This is a genomic window from Ruegeria sp. AD11(2025) (assembly GCF_056542405.1).
Genome location: NZ_JBQFZU010000003.1, coordinates 99,657 through 114,967 on the forward strand (window position 1 = coordinate 99,657; position 15,311 = coordinate 114,967).

Below are 15,311 nucleotides of genomic sequence, written 5' to 3' on the forward strand. Positions count from 1 at the left end.
CCCGAGGCTTACCACCATTTGCCCGGCTTGGCCACAAACCCGGCTGCGTTCTCCAGCGCGTAGGCCGTGTTCAGCAGATCACCCTCTTCCCACGGGCGCCCGATCAGTTGCAGACCAAGCGGCAGACCTTGCTTATCCAATCCGGCAGGCACCGATACACCCGGCAAACCGGCCAGATTCACTGTCACGGTGAAGACGTCGTTGAGGTACATCTGAACCGGATCGGCTTCGGTCATTTCGCCCAAACCAAAAGCGGCGGACGGCGTGGCCGGGGTCAAAATCGCGTCGACGCCTGCGGCGAAGACATCCTCGAAGTCTTTCTTGATCAGGGTACGGACACGACGCGCGCGGTTGTAATAGGCATCGTAGAAACCTGCGGACAGCACATAGGTGCCGATCATGACGCGGCGCTGCACCTCGTGGCCGAAGCCCTCGGCGCGGGTTTTCTCGTACATCTCGGTGATGCCGTCGCCCTGCGCCAGCTGCGCGCGGCGGCCATAGCGGACACCGTCATAGCGCGCGAGGTTCGAGGACGCCTCGGCCGGGGCAATCACGTAATACGCAGGCAGAGCGTATTTGGTGTGCGGCAGCGAGATATCGACGATCTCGGCACCCGCAGCTTTCAGCATCTCGGCACCGTCAGCCCAGAGCTTTTCGATCTCGGCGGGCATACCATCCATACGGTATTCTTTCGGTATACCGATCTTCTTGCCCTTGATGTCGCCAGTCAGCATCGCCTCGAAGTTCGGCACGGCCAGTTCAGCGCTGGTCGAGTCCTTGGGGTCGTGACCGCACATCGTTTCCAGCATGATCGCCGCGTCACGCACATTCTTGGTCATCGGTCCGGCCTGATCCAGCGAGGACGCAAACGCTACGATGCCCCAACGCGAGCAACGACCATAGGTCGGCTTGATGCCGGTGATGCCGGTGAACGCTGCAGGCTGACGAATCGATCCGCCGGTATCAGTGCCGGTTGCGGCCAGACACAGGTCGGCGGCGACAGCCGAGGCTGACCCGCCGGACGAACCGCCCGGTGTCAGCTGTGCATCGTCATTGCCACGGCGCCACGGGCTGACCGCATTGCCGTAAACAGAGGTTTCATTGGACGAGCCCATGGCGAATTCGTCCATGTTCAGCTTGCCCAGCATCACGGCCCCAGCGTCGGCCAGCTGCTGTGACACGGTGGATTCGTATTCCGGCTTGAAGCCTTCCAGAATCTTCGAGGCCGCCTGCGAGGGCACGCCTTTTGTGCAGAACAGATCCTTGATGCCAATCGGCAAACCACACATCGAAGGTGCGTCACCACCCTTGATCCGCTCATCCGCGGCCTTGGCCCGTTCCAGCGCGATCTCGGGGGTCTTGTGGACAAAAGCGTTCAGTGCGTCGGCTTCGTCGATGGCCTTCAGGCAGGATTCCGTCAGCTCAACCGAGGTCACGTCACCCTTGCGCAGCGCGTCGCGGGCCTCGGCCAGGCCCAGTTTGTTCAGATCGCTCATGTCTTACTCCACCACTTTGGGGACTGCGAAAAAGCCCTCGCGCGCGTCGGGGGCGTTGGCCAGAACCTTGTCCTGCTGGTTTCCGTCGGTGACCACGTCCTCACGACGCTTCAGTCGCATCGGCTCGACCGAGACCATCGGTTCGACGCCTTCGACGTCCACTTCGTTCAGCTGTTCGATGAACCCGAGGATGGTGTTGAACTCGGAAGCCAGCGCGGGCAGCGCGTCATCCTCGACCTTGATCCGGGCCAGTTTGGCCACCTTGGCGGCGGTGCTTTGGTCAATCGACATCGGAAAACCTCATATGCGTTAAGGGGCATTTACCTGTCCGATGCTCAGGTCGCAAGGGCATGGAAGGGAGGATATGGCCTCGTTCGTGCAGATCACCGCAGCTGCCATTCAATTTTGCATACCCCCTATGCGCAAAAGTAAACCGTTTAGTTCATTTTTGCCATTGAAAATGTATACTGAACGGTTCATTTCATGAGGTACGGCACAGCCTCAAACGGAGAAAGACAATGAAAACGTTCATGACTGCATTAGTATTGTCCACCACTGTTCTTGTTGCCCAGGCGCAGGCCTTTGGCCCCACCATGAACACCCTGACGCGCGACCTGACTTTCCCCGAGACTGTCTCGCAGCCCGTCACCCAGGATCAGACCAAGCTGAGTAAATGATATACCCCCTCGTTCCGGGTCGGGCATTCGACGTCCGGCCCGGAAAGCTGCAATTGACTGCTGCGCATATTGCGTCCAACCGCTAGGGTGATCAAAGTGATCCGTCGAACAAAAATCAGGTTCGGCAAGCCAACGGAGCAGTAGATGAGCGTGCGCAAACAAGCAGTTCTGGACGCAATTGATGCGGCCAATACCCAAGATCCCAACCTTGAAGACGGCCAACCGGTCGAGTTGCTGTACGGCCAGCGCATGAGCACCGAATTGGACCGACTTTTCCCAGATGCTTCAGATGTGTTGCAGATAGCTGCCCGGGGCCAGCACGTCGAACGCTGGAAGTTGGCACGCAGCGAATACCCCGAAGGCCGGGCCGGGTACCTCGCCTGGCGCAAGGCGCAAGCTGTCCATCACGCCGAGGTCGTTATGGCGATGATGGAACAGGCAGGTTACAGCAACGATGAGGTCGAAGCCGCCGGGCGCATGCTGCGCAAACAGGGCATCAAGCGAGATGACGATGTTCAGGCACTGGAAGACGTCATCTGTTTCGTCTTCCTCAAATGGTATTTTGCGCCCTTTGCCGAGAAACACTCAGCCGAAAAAATCCAGAGGATCGTCGAAAAGACCGCCCGCAAGATGTCGACCGAGGGCCGGGCGCGGGTCTTGTCTGAATTCGAACTGCCGGAGCATTTGGTAGCTGCGTTTCAAGACTGAGACGCGCGGGCCATGTGCCTGCGATAGACCTCGATCATCCAGCCCAGCATTGTGGCGTTCAGGATGTGCCACATGAAATGTGTTCCCAGTGGAAGCTGGGCGCAAAGGGGTTCGTCCAGTGCCCGGAAGGTGATAGAGGCGATCAGGATGCCCGCCCCGATCGCAAGGCCACGCGCTGTTTCGGGGACGCGATTGCGCAGCAAAAATGCGTAGATCAGAATCAGCAGCGGCACCGGAGCATATGCCGACGATCCACCCAGCCCCGGAATGAACTGGAACAAAGGGACCGTGGCTGCGGCATAAGGCACAAACAGGACGGTGACGATCAGGGCATAGACTGGCCGCATGTGCCAGACATCCCGATTGATCGCAAAAATATAGACCAGAATGTACAGCAGGATCGGCGCGACATCGGCCATTGCGGCCCAGACCTGCGCATGGGTGTGGAACAGATAGCTACCCACCCCGATCACCGCGAGGATGACCACCAGCCCCATCACCAGAGGCACCCCCTGCCCGCGCACGCGCCGCCACATGATGAACGCCGCGATCAGAAATGCTGCGTTTGTCACCGCGTTGATCGGCTCGGCCCAATAGGCGGGCGACAGGCGCTCGCAATATCCGTCAATTTCCTGAAACCAGTCCATGAACTTTTACATATCCGATGCTAGGTTGATGCCAAGAGTTTGTTTTGGGAGGACGTTTTCATGAATATCATCTGGCTGGGGCACGGCAGTTTCCGTATTGAAACCGAAGGGCAGGTTCTGCTGATCGACCCTTGGCTGACCGGCAATCCGGTGCTGTCCGAAGACCAGCACGATGCCGCCGTGGACGGTGCGACGCATATCCTTTTGACGCACACGCATTTCGATCATGTGGCCGACGTTGTGTCACTGGCCAAGCACCTGAAGGTGCCGGTGGTGGGCCAGTATGACCTGATGGGGTATTGGAGCGAGGCCGAAGAGCTGGAGACCATCGGTTTCAACAAGGGCGGCACGGTGAACCTGAACGGGGTCATGGTGTCGATGGTTCCGGCGTCTCACAGCTCGACCTTCTCGACGCCAGACGGTCTGCGCACCGGTGGCAGCGAGGTAGGTTTTATGATCGCGTCCGAGGGGCATATGCTCTACGTCTCCGGCGACACAGATATCATGGCCGATATGGACTGGATGGGGGATTACTACAAACCCGATATCGGCATCCTGTCGGCAGGCGGCCATTTCACCATGGACATGAAAGCGACGGCCTATGCGGCCAAGAGGTATTTCAACTTCAAGACCGTGATTCCCTGCCACTACAAGACCTTTCCGATTCTGGAACAATCCGCCCATGCGCTGATCGATGGGTTGCCGGGGGTCGACGTAGTCGAACCCGAACTGATGAAACCCATCACTCTCTAGGATCGCGTCGCGCAGCGAAGAATTCCTTCAGCAGATCGGCGGCCTCCTGCCCTGCGATGCCGTCGTATATCTCAGGGACATGGTGCGCCTGTTTGTGTGTAAACACCCGCGCACCATGGGCCACTCCGCCGGATTTAGGATCGGCGGCGCCATAGTAAATGCGCCGGATGCGCGCCGCGGCCAATGCCGCCGCGCACATCGCACAGGGTTCCAGCGTGACATAAAGATCATGATCCGGCAGCCGTTCGGACCCGGCCTCGACGCAGGCGGCGCGAAGGGCCAGAATCTCGGCATGAGCAGTGGGATCGTTCAACTCTCGCGTCCGGTTTCCGGCTGCGGCCACAACGCGACCATCCGGCGCGACGATGACCGCGCCCACCGGAACCTCTCCGCGATCCGCGGCAGCGCGCGCCTCAACCAGCGCCCCATCCATATGCGATCTGAACTCCATGCCTCTGACTGCATCAGAAACCTGTCTTTCGCAAGCGGGCGGGATGCGCTATGGCCAGCGGATGACTAAAACCCCTCCTCCCGGCGACCGGATCGCCAAAGTGCTTGCTCGCGCGGGTGTCGCCTCGCGCCGTGAAGCTGAACGCATGATCGAAGCGGGTCGCGTGGCCGTGAACGGCAAGACCATCGACAGCCCTGCCCTGAACGTCACCGGCAAAGACAGGATCACTGTGGACGGCAAACCGGTGTCTGAGCCCGAACCCTCGCGCCTGTGGCTGTATCACAAGCCTCCCGGTCTGGTGACGACGACACGCGACGAAAAAGGCCGCGCGACCATATTCGACAACCTGCCCGAAGACATGCCCCGCGTCATGAGCGTTGGTCGGTTGGACCTGAACTCGGAAGGCTTGCTGCTGCTGACCAACGATGGCGGCATCAAGCGCAAGCTGGAATTACCTTCTACAGGATGGCTGCGCAAATACCGTGTGCGTGTGAATGGCCGCCCCAAGGACGAAGATTTTGCGCCGCTACGCAAGGGTTTAGTGATCGACGGCGAGCGGTTTCTGCCGATGGAGGTCTCGCTGGATCGCCAGCAGGGTGCGAACGCCTGGCTGACCATCGGCCTGCGCGAAGGCAAAAACCGCGAGATTCGGCGTGCGATGGAGGACATCGGTTTTGCCGTGAACCGTCTGTTGCGTGTATCCTACGGTCCGTTTCAACTGGGCAGCCTCAAGCCCGGCGAGGTCGAGGAAATCCGCCGCCGCGTGATGCGCGATCAGCTGGGACTGGACGCAGAACCCGAAGCCCGGCCGAAACGCCCCGCGCGACCGCAACGAAAACGGGCACCCGTCGGCAAGAAAACTCGCAAGTGATGCGGGTTTGGCAACCTTCCCCCTAGCGCCAAGCCCTCGTATCGCCTAAATTTTCCGAAAGGAAAGCCATTGGGGGGCGCCATGTCAGGGACCGGAGTGCAAAAACTGGCCTACGCGGCCCTTCTGGTGCTGTTGTTCGGTGTCTGCACCGGCGTGCTGGGGGGCTTGTAACGCATGTCACAGCGATATGGCGGAAAATTTAGCCCACAAGGCGGTGGGTCTGACGACGACCAACAGCCGCGCGGGCAATTCCACGGCGCGCGGGTCGAACCGGCAGGCGCGCGGGTGAATATCCTGTTTCTGCCCGCTTTTCCGTTGGTTTTTCTGTCTCTGAACGACGGCGCAATCGGAATGACGATCGGGCTGATCGCAGCGGGCCTGCTAACCGGCGCCGCCTTTCTGCTGCGCGAGGGTTTGCGCGCCGAAGCCGCCTATAACGCGCGCCGCTCTGCGCGCCGTCCAGCTTTTCCCCGCAAGATTTTCGCAAGCGTTTTGACTGGGCTGGGTGCCGCTCTGGCCGCGTATCGATCCGAGTATCTGGACGCCGAGGCCGCCGCGCAGGCGAGCTTGCTGGCTCCGATCCTGTTTGGAGCGGTGGCCACGGTGCTGCATTCCGTGTCTTTCGGGCTGGACCCGATGAAGGATAAAGGCATGGAAGGCGTCGACACCTTTCAGCAGGACCGTGTGGCCCGGGTGGTCGAGGATGCCGAAACCCACCTGTCTGAAATGACCGACGCCATCAAGCGCGCCGGGGACCGTCGGGTCGAGGCGCGCGTCGAACGCTTTCAGGACACCGCCCGCGATCTGTTCCGCACGGTCGAGGAAGACCCGCGCGATCTGGCCGGTGCCCGCAAATACCTGACCGTCTACCTGCAGGGCGCGCGTGATGCGACGGTGAAGTTTGCCGATGTCTTTGCCCGCACCCGCGATGCACAGGCGCTGGCCGATTACACCGCCTTGCTAGACGATCTGGAACAGAATTTCGCGGCCCGTACTCGCAAGATGCTATTGGATGACCGCAGCGATCTGACGGTTGAAATTGACGTGTTGCGCGAACGCCTGCAACGCGAAGGCGTCCGGTTGGACTGACCGGACAGTTATTTGAGAAAGGATTACCCCATGTCTGATGCGATCAAGAACAAGGCGGTCGAAGCTGAAACGCTGGTGCAGGAGGTCACGGCCGTTGCCCTACCCGACCCCACCGCCGAGGTCATCTCGCTTGAGGAAGCAGACGAACCCGTCAGCGCCGAGATCCGCAAGCGGATGGACGAAATCGACATGGAAAACACCAACTCGATCGTCTCCTTCGGATCTTCCGCACAGGCCGAACTGCAAGAGATCAGCCAGGCCATGCTGGCGGATGTCCGTAACAAGGATGTGGGTCCCGCCGGGGACAGTCTGCGCAACATCGTGACCACGATCCGCGGCTTTTCCGTCAGTGAACTGGATGTACGCCGCGAACGCAGCTGGTGGGAAAAGCTGATTGGTAAGGCCGCGCCATTCGCCAAATTCACTGCGCAATTCGAAGACGTTCAGGGACAGATCGACAGGATTACAGACGACTTGCTGGGCCATGAACACACGCTGCTTAAAGACATCAAGTCGCTGGACTTGCTGTATGAAAAAACGCTGGGATTTTATGACGAACTCGCGCTGTACATCGCAGCAGGTGAAGAAAAGCTGACCGAGCTGGACAGCCAGAACATCCCCGAAAAAGAAGCCGAAGTTCAGGCCGCGCCCGAAGACCAACAAGTGATGAAGGCGCAAGAGCTGCGTGACTTGCGCGCTGCGCGGGACGATCTTGAACGGCGCGTGCACGACCTGAAGCTGACCCGTCAAGTAACCATGCAATCCCTGCCCTCAATCCGGTTGGTGCAGGAAAATGACAAGTCGCTGGTGACCAAGATCAATTCGACCCTCGTCAACACCGTACCCCTATGGGAGACGCAATTGGCGCAGGCCGTCACCATCCAGCGCAGCGCCGAGGCGGCCTCGGCCGTGCGCGATGCGAATGACCTGACGAACGAGCTGCTGACCTCGAACGCGGCGAACCTGCGTCAGTCGAACAAGATGATCCGCGAGGAAATGGAACGCGGTGTATTCGATATCGAAGCTGTCAAACAAGCCAACGCCGACCTGATCGGCACTATCAACGAAAGTCTTGCGATCGCGGACGAAGGCAAAGCCAAGCGCGCCGCCGCCGAGCAGGAATTGAAGAAGATGGAGGCCGAATTGCGTGACACGCTGGCCTCGGCCAAGGCGCGCCGGGACGGTATCGGCGACAACGCCGGAACGGCAGTTCCGGGCTGACGGCGGGCTGCGCGTGAAGGTATCGGGATATCTGAAGCCCCTTTTGGGTTTTGTCGTTCTGTTGGCTTTGGCCAACTGCGATGAAACTCTGACGTCTTCGGTTGTCCCGCAACCGCGTCCCGCGGCGCCCGCACCTGCACCCAACGCCTATGTGCCACCGTCTGCAGCCAGTCAGGATTTGGCCCGGTTCTATCAGCGGGTCGAACGTGACCTGTTGACCCGCGGGTTGTTGCGGACGGACGGAGGAGGCCCCGATACACCGTATGACGCTGATGATTTAGCCCGCAATTTTGGGAAAATTGCTTTCATCAACGAACACTCCGGCAAATCCGCCGCATTTGTTAGCGGCCCAAGCGAGATTAAGTTAAATCGCTGGAAGAGCCCGATCCGCATCAGGACTGAGTTTGGTCCGAGCGTTTCTATGGAAAGCCGTGAAGCTGATCGGCAAACCATTCAAAACTATGCCAAGCGGCTACAGAAAGCGACCGGGCACAGCGTTAGAAGTGTAAATGGTGACGGGAACTTTCTTGTTTTCGTAGCAGGTCAGGATGATGTGGCCTATGCTCAGAACAGGCTGAAATCACTTGTTCCGGGTATCCCGGACGACAGGCTGGACCTGCTGAGAACGCTGGACAGGCCGTTTTATTGTTTTGTCTTTACGTTTTCCGGCCAAGAGGACACCAATACCGTAATCCGTGCCGTAGCTTACATACGTGCAGAACTGCCCAACCTGCTGCGTTTGAGTTGCATCCATGAGGAAATTGCACAGGGTTTCGGCCTTCCAAATGATAGCCCCTCAGCCCGACCGTCGATTTTCAACGATGATGATGAGTTTGCGCTGCTGACCAGCCATGACGAAAAACTACTGACCATGCTTTACGATCCGCGTCTACAGCCCGGAGTGACGGCGGATGACGCCCGCCCCGTGGTGCGGATCATAGCACGCGAATTGATGGGCCAGCAGCTCTGAGCCCAAGGAAAGGAGACCCCAAATGGGTATTTTCGATTTTCTGACCGGAGAATTTATCGACGTCATTCACTGGGCCGACGACACCCGAGACACGATGGTCTGGCGGTTCGAGCGTGAGGGCCATGAAATCAAGTACGGCGCTAAGCTGACGGTGCGCGAAGGTCAGGCCGCTGTGTTCGTGCATGAAGGGCAGTTGGCGGATGTGTTCACGCCGGGTCTCTATATGCTTGAGACCAACAATATGCCGATCATGACGACCTTGCAGCACTGGGATCACGGCTTTCAGTCGCCCTTCAAGTCCGAGATCTATTTCGTCAATACGACCCGGTTCAATGACCTGAAATGGGGCACCAAGAACCCGATTATGCTGCGCGATCCCGAGTTCGGGCCCACGCGTATTCGGGCCTTCGGCACCTATACCGTGCGTGTAAAGGATGCGGCGAAATTCCTGACTGAGATCGTGGGCACCGATGGTGAATTCACGATGGATGAGATCAGCTTTCAGATCCGCAACATCATCGTGCAGGAATTCAGCCGGGTGATCGCCGGGTCGGGTATCCCGGTTCTGGACATGGCCGCCAACACCGCCGATCTGGGCAAGTTGATCGCGGCCGAGGTCTCACCCGTTCTGGACGGCTATGGGTTGGAGATGCCTGAATTCTACATCGAAAACATTTCGTTGCCGCCCGCGGTTGAGGCAGCGCTGGACAAGCGGACCTCGATGGGGTTGGCGGGTGATCTGGGCAAGTTCACCCAGTATTCAGCAGCCGAGGCGATGACGGCGGCCGCCAGTAATCCCGGCCAAGGCGGCGGCATGGGTGCCGGACTTGGTATGGGGATGGGAATGGCGATGGCCAACCAGATGGCAAACATGGCAGCGGGTCAACCGAGCGGCCCATGGGGCAGTTCCGCCCCCGCTGCTCCGCAACCGGCAGCGCATGCGGCACCGCCCCCTCCTCCGCCAGTTGAGCACGTGTGGCATATCGCGGTCGATGGGCAGACAAGCGGACCCTTCTCGAAGGCCAAGATGGGACGTATGGCAACGGGCGGGGAAATCACCCGCGACACCTATGTCTGGACCGCCGGTCAGGATGGCTGGAAAAAGGCCGGAGATGTACAGGAGCTGGCGCAGTTGTTTACCATCCTGCCACCGCCGCCGCCGGGAGCCTAACCTTTCAGGCGTCAGCGCAAGAATAGGGTGGCACGATGACCGAAGAACACAGATTCCCTTGCGAACAATGCGGTGCGGACTACCGTTTCAACCCCGGTGACGGCAGCCTGACTTGTGACCACTGCGGGCATTCCGAGGCAATCGGCGCCGGCCCCTGGGGCGGTGGCAGCCTGAAAGAGTTGAACTTCGATGCGGCCATTGCGGATCGGCTTCCGGACAGTGAGATCGAGGAAACGCGGGTTTTGTCCTGCCCCAACTGCGCGGCTCAGGTCGAGTTCGATCCTGCCACACACGCGGCTGAATGTCCGTTCTGTGCGACACCGGTTGTGACCGATACGGGGGTCAACCGGCACATCAAACCGCGCGGCGTGCTACCCTTTGCGCTGGATGAACGCGCGGCGCAGAAGGCGATGGGCGACTGGTTGGGACGGCTGTGGTTTGCACCGAACGGGCTGAAGGATTACGCCCGCAAAGGTCGCAAGATGCAGGGCATCTATGTACCCTACTGGACCTTTGATGCCGACACGCAATCCAGTTATCGCGGAGAGCGCGGCACCGTCTACTATGAGACCCGAACTGTCATGCGTGACGGCAAGCGCGTGCAGCAGCAGGTACCCAAGGTGCGGTGGTCTCCGAAATCCGGACGGGTGAAGCGGTTTTTTGACGACGTGCTTGTGCTGGCCTCACGGTCTTTGCCCAAAAGCTACACCGACGCGCTGGAACCCTGGGACCTGCCAGCGTTGGAGCCCTATCAGCCTGAATACCTGGCTGGGTTTCGGGCCGAAGCCTATACGGTCGAATTGCAGGAAGGATACTCCGAAGCGCGCGGGTATATGGCGCGGGTTATCGAGCGGGACGTGCGCTTTGACATCGGTGGCGATCGCCAGCGGATACATGCAATCGACACGGATGTACGGGATGTGACTTTCAAGCACATCCTTCTGCCGGTGTGGATGGCGGCCTACAAATATCGCGGTCAGACGTATCGTTTCGTCGTCAACGGACAAACCGGCCGCGTTCAGGGGGAGCGCCCCTGGTCAGCCATCAAGATCACTATCGCCGTTATTCTGGGTATGCTTGTGGCGGCTGGCGTCGGATATCTGATGGCCACCGGCCAACAAGGGTAAGGCGTCCTCGAAATCCGCAATTGTTGGCGCTTGAACTCCGCTTGATCAGACGCCACTCTGCGACGCGTCAACGCCGAGCGGGGAGGCTTGTGTGAAACTATCCGATCTGAACCACTTGCTGACAGCACGATATTCGTGTCGGGCATTCCTTCCCGACCCGGTTCCGAAGGAGCAGATCGAACAAATCCTGACCAGCGCCGCGCGTGTACCCAGCTGGTGCAATGCCCAACCGTGGCACGTGATCCTCACCAGCGGCGAAGAAACCGACCGGTTTCGAGCGGCACTGCAGAAAGAAGCGACTACAGGCACACCTGCCCCGGACCTGCCGTTTCCGACCTCCTACACTGGGGTCTATCAGGACCGCCGTCGCGCGTGCGGCTGGGCATTGTATGAGGCAGTGGGCGTGGAGCGCGGCGACCGCGCGGCCTCGACCCAGCAGATGATGGAGAATTTCTCTCTGTTCGGCGCACCGCATTGTGCCATCATCACCAGCCCGAAAGAGCTTGGGGCTTATGACGCGCTGGATTGCGGCGGGTTCGTTACAGCGTTTTCACTGGCTGCTCAGGCTCGGGGCGTGGCCACGATCCCACAAGCAGCGGTGGCCACTTACAGCCCGTTCCTACGCCGCTATTTCGACATCCCGGATGACCGGGTGATTTTATGCGCGATTTCTTTTGGCTATGCAGATAAGGACCATCCAGCCAATGGCTTTCGCACCGATCGCGCCGATCTGAGTGAGATCGTCGAATGGGTCGGATAACTAACGCATTTAGCGGAGAATAAATTTGCGCGCAGTAGTACAACGAGTTTCACGCGCCAGCGTATCGGTGGCCGGTCAGGTTATCGGCCAGATCGGGCCCGGGCTGATGATCCTGGTCTGCGCAATGCAAGGCGATGACGAGAACAAGGCGGATCAACTGGCTGCCAAGGTTTCAAAACTGCGAATTTTCAAGGATGACGCAGGGAAAATGAATCTCTCGGTGAAAGATATCGAAGGATCCGCCTTGGTTATCAGCCAGTTCACGCTATCCGCCGATACAACGCGCGGCAACAGGCCGGGCTTTTCGGAAGCCGCCGCACCGGATCTTGGCAAGCACCTGTATGAGGTTTTTGCCCAGCGACTTGTGGCGCATGGCGTGCCGGTCGAAACCGGTGAATTCGGGGCGGACATGGCGGTAGAGTTGGTCAACGACGGACCGGTCACAATTTGGATGGAAAGCTGATGGACAAAAAAGAACAGGCAATTCGCATCTGGCAGGCCGGCGTCGATGCAGTGGGCGGCCACGCTGCAACCAGCAAAGTGCTGCACGATGTCCCCGCACCCGACCAGATTCTGGCAGTGGGCAAACCCGCAGCGGCCATGGCACGCGCTGCGTTAGAGCATTTCGGCCCGTGCCCGGCACTTGTGGTCACCAAGGACGACCACGGGCGCGACCTGCCGGATCACGTCACGGTGATCGAGGCTTCTCATCCCGTTCCCGACAGTCGCAGCCTTCAGGGCGGTCAAGCCCTTCGTGAAGCGGTCGAAGCCATGCAGCCCGGCTCGCATCTGCTCTTGCTGGTTTCCGGTGGGGCATCCTCGCTGGCCGAGGATTTGCTGCCGGGCAAAACCCTGTCCGATCTTGAACAGCTGAACAAGAAGCTGCTGGCCGAAGGGCTGGACATCACAGCCATGAACGCTGAACGTCGCAAGCTATCGCAGATCAAAGGCGGTGGCCTGCTGTCTCATTTCAAAGGAGAAACAGCGACCGTTCTGGCGATCTCGGATGTGCCCGGGGATGACCTGAATGTTGTCGGCTCGGGGATCGGAGCGTTGCCGGAGAGCTACGACTTTGAGGCAACAACGCAGATCGTGGCGTCAAATGCACATGCTCGCGCGGCCGCTACGGAATTGGCGCAGGACGAAGGCCTGACGGTTCTTTCCAACGAAGAATGCCTGCACGACGACTTTCTGAACGTCGCCAAATCTCTGGGCGCGCGTATCCGATCCATGCCAAGCGGCGTCATGGTCTTTGGCGGAGAGCCGACGGTTGTCCTGCCCGAGAACCCGGGGCGCGGTGGGCGAAATCAGGGGCTGGCGCTGGCACTGGCCCGTGAGATTGCCGGAACCGAGGGACTCACCGTGGTCGTGGGTGGAACAGATGGCACAGACGGCCCAACCGATGCGGCCGGAGCGATCATTGACGGCGCCACTTGGGGGGAAGGCGCGGAACAGGCTCTGCAGCAGGCCGATAGTGGCAGCTATCTGGATCACGCAGGCGCATTGCTGGTGACGGGGCCGACGGGAACGAACGTAATGGATCTGCTTGTCGCAATCCGCGATTGAACTGACGATTTTGACCCAACCTGATTTGCAATTCCCCCGGACAGTGTTGAAATGACGCCGCCAGCCAACGCGCTACGCACCATCGAAGACCATCCCGACGTCGGCATTGAGATGCGTGATGGTTGCCGCTTGTCCGCGCGCGTCTGGCGTCCGACGGATGCAACGGACAACCCCGTCCCTGCCATTCTGGAATTCCTGCTCTATCGCAAGCGCGATGGAACGACAGTGCGCGACGCGCTGACTCATCCGTGGTTCACCGAGCGCGGTTGTGCCTGCATCCGCGTCGACATGCGCGGCAATGGCGACAGCGAAGGGCTGATGGAGAACGAATACACCCAGCAAGAACTTGACGATGCCGTCGCAACGATCAATTGGCTGGCGCAGCAGCGCTGGTGCACAAACTCGGTTGGAATGATGGGGATCAGTTGGGGCGGGTTCAACGCGCTTCAGGCGGCGAACCTAGCCATCGGTGGCTGGGGGGATGCCTATAAGAACACAGTGCCTTTGTTGGCCGAGCAGCTGAAAGCCCCGGTCAAAGGGATCGTTGTGCGCTGGGTGCATAAATACCCACATTTCGCGGTGCCCGAACCGCGGATCGGAATCCTGCAGGAAGCTCTGCGCTGGTGGGATCACTGGCTGAAAGGTGTCGATACCGGCGTCGAAAACGACCCGGATTTTCGTGCCTATCTGATGGATGGCGTGCGGCCGCAGCGCGGATACAACGAACGGCCGGGGCGCTGGATAGCCGAGGCTGATGGCGCCACGTCCCACCTGCCCGGCCTGACGCTGGGCTTGTCCGATGCCGGTTTGGGGCAGGACGGCCCACTGGACATTCGGGTGCAGTCCCCGCAAACCTGCGGCATGGAGGGTGGAGAGTATTGCGCCATCTGGCTGGGTCCTGACATGCACGGAGATCAGCGCTCGGAAGATGCGCTTTCGGCCTGTTTCGATGGCGCATCGCTGGCTGAAGACATGGACATCGTGGGCGCGCCGCGCATCCGCCTGCGTCTGAGCGCCGACCGCCCGCAGGCACAGATTGCTGTCCGGCTGAACCATGTGCACCCGGATGGGGCTTCGACACGCATTACCTATGGTGTGCTGAACCTGTCGCATCGCGACAGCCATGCGGAACCAACGCCGCCGACACCAGGCGCCGTGTATGACGTTGCGCTGAAACTGGATCACATTGCCTATCGCGTGCCCAAGGGGCACAGGCTGCGAGTCGCAATCTCCAGCGCATATTTGCCGCTGATCTGGCCGTCGCCAGAACGTACCGAACTGCACCTGACGCAAGGTGACATCACCATACCGCAACGCCCGTCCGTTGATGACGAACACACGTTTCCGCCGCCCGAGTCGGCCCCGGCCTTGGGTCAGTCATCCCTGCGTGCGCCGAACAATTCGCGGCGGGTGGAAATGGACATGAACTCGGGCGAAACCCACCTGATCATCGAGGATGATTTTGGTCTGGTCACCAACAATAACCACAGCCTGACACATGGTGGAACGGCGTATGAACGCTGGACAATTCACCCGGATGATCCCCTCTCTGCTCGGGGATATTGCAAATGGACACAAGAAATCAGCCGGAACGGTATCGACCTGCGCAAAGAGACCTCCTGCGAGATGTGGGCGGATTTGAATTCCTTTTTCCTCAAGGCCCGCATGGATGCTTTTGAGGCCGAAAAACTAGTTTCGACTAAGCAATTGGGGGATACCGTACCTCGTGACCAAATGTGATGCGGGTCGCTCAAGTGTCAGACATTTGTTCTTGCCCGTCCGACCGAATTCCGCCTACTTTGAC

At 59.6% G+C, this 15,311-nt stretch carries 17 protein-coding genes; 13 read left to right on the top strand and 4 right to left on the bottom strand.

Annotated features, from left to right (window positions below):
• Window positions 1-8: 8 nt before the first annotated feature.
• Window positions 9-1,496, bottom strand: coding sequence for an Asp-tRNA(Asn)/Glu-tRNA(Gln) amidotransferase subunit GatA (gene gatA / locus ACR1XY_RS03920; RefSeq protein ID WP_480590077.1), 1,488 nt, complete (start codon window positions 1,494-1,496; stop codon window positions 9-11).
• A gap of 3 nt (window positions 1,497-1,499) precedes the next feature.
• Window positions 1,500-1,787 (bottom strand): Asp-tRNA(Asn)/Glu-tRNA(Gln) amidotransferase subunit GatC, encoded by a 288-nt coding sequence (gatC, locus tag ACR1XY_RS03925; protein WP_170325838.1) that lies wholly within the window; start codon window positions 1,785-1,787, stop codon window positions 1,500-1,502.
• A gap of 227 nt (window positions 1,788-2,014) precedes the next feature.
• On the opposite strand from gatC, the gene ACR1XY_RS03930 reads away from it, so the two are divergent.
• Together ACR1XY_RS03930 and ACR1XY_RS03935 are read left to right on the top strand one after the other, a co-directional pair.
• Window positions 2,015-2,173: a hypothetical protein gene (locus ACR1XY_RS03930; protein ID WP_480590079.1), complete on the top strand. Its 159-nt coding sequence runs from the start codon at window positions 2,015-2,017 to the stop codon at window positions 2,171-2,173.
• Between the two features lie 144 nt (window positions 2,174-2,317).
• The gene (locus ACR1XY_RS03935; protein ID WP_480590081.1) at window positions 2,318-2,881 is read left to right on the top strand and encodes a DUF4202 domain-containing protein; all 564 of its coding nucleotides are present in this window, start codon (window positions 2,318-2,320) and stop codon (window positions 2,879-2,881) included.
• On the opposite strand, the gene ACR1XY_RS03940 is transcribed toward ACR1XY_RS03935, so the two are convergent.
• Window positions 2,872-3,528, bottom strand: coding sequence for a ceramidase domain-containing protein (locus ACR1XY_RS03940; protein ID WP_480590083.1), 657 nt, complete (start codon window positions 3,526-3,528; stop codon window positions 2,872-2,874). The two genes, ACR1XY_RS03935 and ACR1XY_RS03940, sit on opposite strands and share 10 nt — an antisense overlap.
• A gap of 60 nt (window positions 3,529-3,588) precedes the next feature.
• On the opposite strand from ACR1XY_RS03940, the gene ACR1XY_RS03945 reads away from it, so the two are divergent.
• A complete protein-coding gene (locus tag ACR1XY_RS03945; protein WP_480590085.1) occupies window positions 3,589-4,281 on the top strand; it encodes a metal-dependent hydrolase in 693 nt (230 codons plus the stop codon).
• Here the strand turns inward: ACR1XY_RS03945 and ACR1XY_RS03950 are convergent.
• Window positions 4,271-4,732 carry a nucleoside deaminase gene (locus ACR1XY_RS03950; protein ID WP_480590087.1) on the bottom strand — a complete coding sequence of 154 codons (462 nt, stop codon included), beginning with the start codon at window positions 4,730-4,732 and terminating at the stop codon, window positions 4,271-4,273. The two genes, ACR1XY_RS03945 and ACR1XY_RS03950, sit on opposite strands and share 11 nt — an antisense overlap.
• Window positions 4,733-4,793: 61 nt before the next feature.
• On the opposite strand from ACR1XY_RS03950, the gene ACR1XY_RS03955 reads away from it, so the two are divergent.
• The 10 genes from ACR1XY_RS03955 to ACR1XY_RS04000 all read left to right on the top strand — a co-directional run bounded on the left by ACR1XY_RS03955 (window position 4,794) and on the right by ACR1XY_RS04000 (window position 15,247).
• A complete protein-coding gene (locus ACR1XY_RS03955) occupies window positions 4,794-5,603 on the top strand; it encodes a pseudouridine synthase (RefSeq protein ID WP_480590088.1) in 810 nt (269 codons plus the stop codon).
• A 174-nt stretch (window positions 5,604-5,777) separates the two neighbouring features.
• Window positions 5,778-6,692: a 5-bromo-4-chloroindolyl phosphate hydrolysis family protein gene (locus ACR1XY_RS03960; protein ID WP_480590090.1), complete on the top strand. Its 915-nt coding sequence runs from the start codon at window positions 5,778-5,780 to the stop codon at window positions 6,690-6,692.
• Window positions 6,693-6,722: 30 nt separating this feature from the next.
• Entirely contained in the window at window positions 6,723-7,913 is a 1,191-nt protein-coding gene (locus ACR1XY_RS03965; RefSeq protein WP_480590091.1) for a toxic anion resistance protein, read from the top strand.
• A gap of 214 nt (window positions 7,914-8,127) precedes the next feature.
• Window positions 8,128-8,883: a DUF2927 domain-containing protein gene (locus ACR1XY_RS03970; RefSeq protein ID WP_480590093.1), complete on the top strand. Its 756-nt coding sequence runs from the start codon at window positions 8,128-8,130 to the stop codon at window positions 8,881-8,883.
• A gap of 22 nt (window positions 8,884-8,905) precedes the next feature.
• Window positions 8,906-10,054, top strand: coding sequence for an SPFH domain-containing protein (locus tag ACR1XY_RS03975; protein WP_480590095.1), 1,149 nt, complete (start codon window positions 8,906-8,908; stop codon window positions 10,052-10,054).
• Between the two features lie 35 nt (window positions 10,055-10,089).
• The gene (locus tag ACR1XY_RS03980; protein WP_480590097.1) at window positions 10,090-11,181 is read left to right on the top strand and encodes a TFIIB-type zinc finger domain-containing protein; all 1,092 of its coding nucleotides are present in this window, start codon (window positions 10,090-10,092) and stop codon (window positions 11,179-11,181) included.
• A gap of 91 nt (window positions 11,182-11,272) precedes the next feature.
• Complete coding sequence (locus ACR1XY_RS03985) at window positions 11,273-11,941, top strand: nitroreductase (protein ID WP_480590099.1); 669 nt, start codon at window positions 11,273-11,275, stop codon at window positions 11,939-11,941.
• Between the two features lie 25 nt (window positions 11,942-11,966).
• Window positions 11,967-12,404 carry a D-aminoacyl-tRNA deacylase gene (gene dtd / locus ACR1XY_RS03990; RefSeq protein WP_480590101.1) on the top strand — a complete coding sequence of 146 codons (438 nt, stop codon included), beginning with the start codon at window positions 11,967-11,969 and terminating at the stop codon, window positions 12,402-12,404.
• Window positions 12,404-13,507 carry a glycerate kinase type-2 family protein gene (locus tag ACR1XY_RS03995; protein ID WP_480590103.1) on the top strand — a complete coding sequence of 368 codons (1,104 nt, stop codon included), beginning with the start codon at window positions 12,404-12,406 and terminating at the stop codon, window positions 13,505-13,507. Before dtd ends, ACR1XY_RS03995 begins: the two co-directional genes overlap by 1 nt.
• 51 nt (window positions 13,508-13,558) lie before the next feature.
• Window positions 13,559-15,247, top strand: coding sequence for a CocE/NonD family hydrolase (locus ACR1XY_RS04000; protein WP_480590105.1), 1,689 nt, complete (start codon window positions 13,559-13,561; stop codon window positions 15,245-15,247).
• The last annotated feature ends 64 nt before the right edge of the window (window positions 15,248-15,311 follow it).

Coding starts and splice junctions, on each gene's coding strand:
- gatA (WP_480590077.1), bottom strand. CDS start 1,496: ATGAGCGATCTGAACAAACTGGGCCTGGCCGAGGCCCGCGACGCGCTG.
- gatC (WP_170325838.1), bottom strand. CDS start 1,787: ATGTCGATTGACCAAAGCACCGCCGCCAAGGTGGCCAAACTGGCCCGG.
- ACR1XY_RS03930 (WP_480590079.1), top strand. CDS start 2,015: ATGAAAACGTTCATGACTGCATTAGTATTGTCCACCACTGTTCTTGTT.
- ACR1XY_RS03935 (WP_480590081.1), top strand. CDS start 2,318: ATGAGCGTGCGCAAACAAGCAGTTCTGGACGCAATTGATGCGGCCAAT.
- ACR1XY_RS03940 (WP_480590083.1), bottom strand. CDS start 3,528: ATGGACTGGTTTCAGGAAATTGACGGATATTGCGAGCGCCTGTCGCCC.
- ACR1XY_RS03945 (WP_480590085.1), top strand. CDS start 3,589: ATGAATATCATCTGGCTGGGGCACGGCAGTTTCCGTATTGAAACCGAA.
- ACR1XY_RS03950 (WP_480590087.1), bottom strand. CDS start 4,732: ATGGAGTTCAGATCGCATATGGATGGGGCGCTGGTTGAGGCGCGCGCT.
- ACR1XY_RS03955 (WP_480590088.1), top strand. CDS start 4,794: ATGACTAAAACCCCTCCTCCCGGCGACCGGATCGCCAAAGTGCTTGCT.
- ACR1XY_RS03960 (WP_480590090.1), top strand. CDS start 5,778: ATGTCACAGCGATATGGCGGAAAATTTAGCCCACAAGGCGGTGGGTCT.
- ACR1XY_RS03965 (WP_480590091.1), top strand. CDS start 6,723: ATGTCTGATGCGATCAAGAACAAGGCGGTCGAAGCTGAAACGCTGGTG.
- ACR1XY_RS03975 (WP_480590095.1), top strand. CDS start 8,906: ATGGGTATTTTCGATTTTCTGACCGGAGAATTTATCGACGTCATTCAC.
- ACR1XY_RS03980 (WP_480590097.1), top strand. CDS start 10,090: ATGACCGAAGAACACAGATTCCCTTGCGAACAATGCGGTGCGGACTAC.
- ACR1XY_RS03995 (WP_480590103.1), top strand. CDS start 12,404: ATGGACAAAAAAGAACAGGCAATTCGCATCTGGCAGGCCGGCGTCGAT.
- ACR1XY_RS04000 (WP_480590105.1), top strand. CDS start 13,559: ATGACGCCGCCAGCCAACGCGCTACGCACCATCGAAGACCATCCCGAC.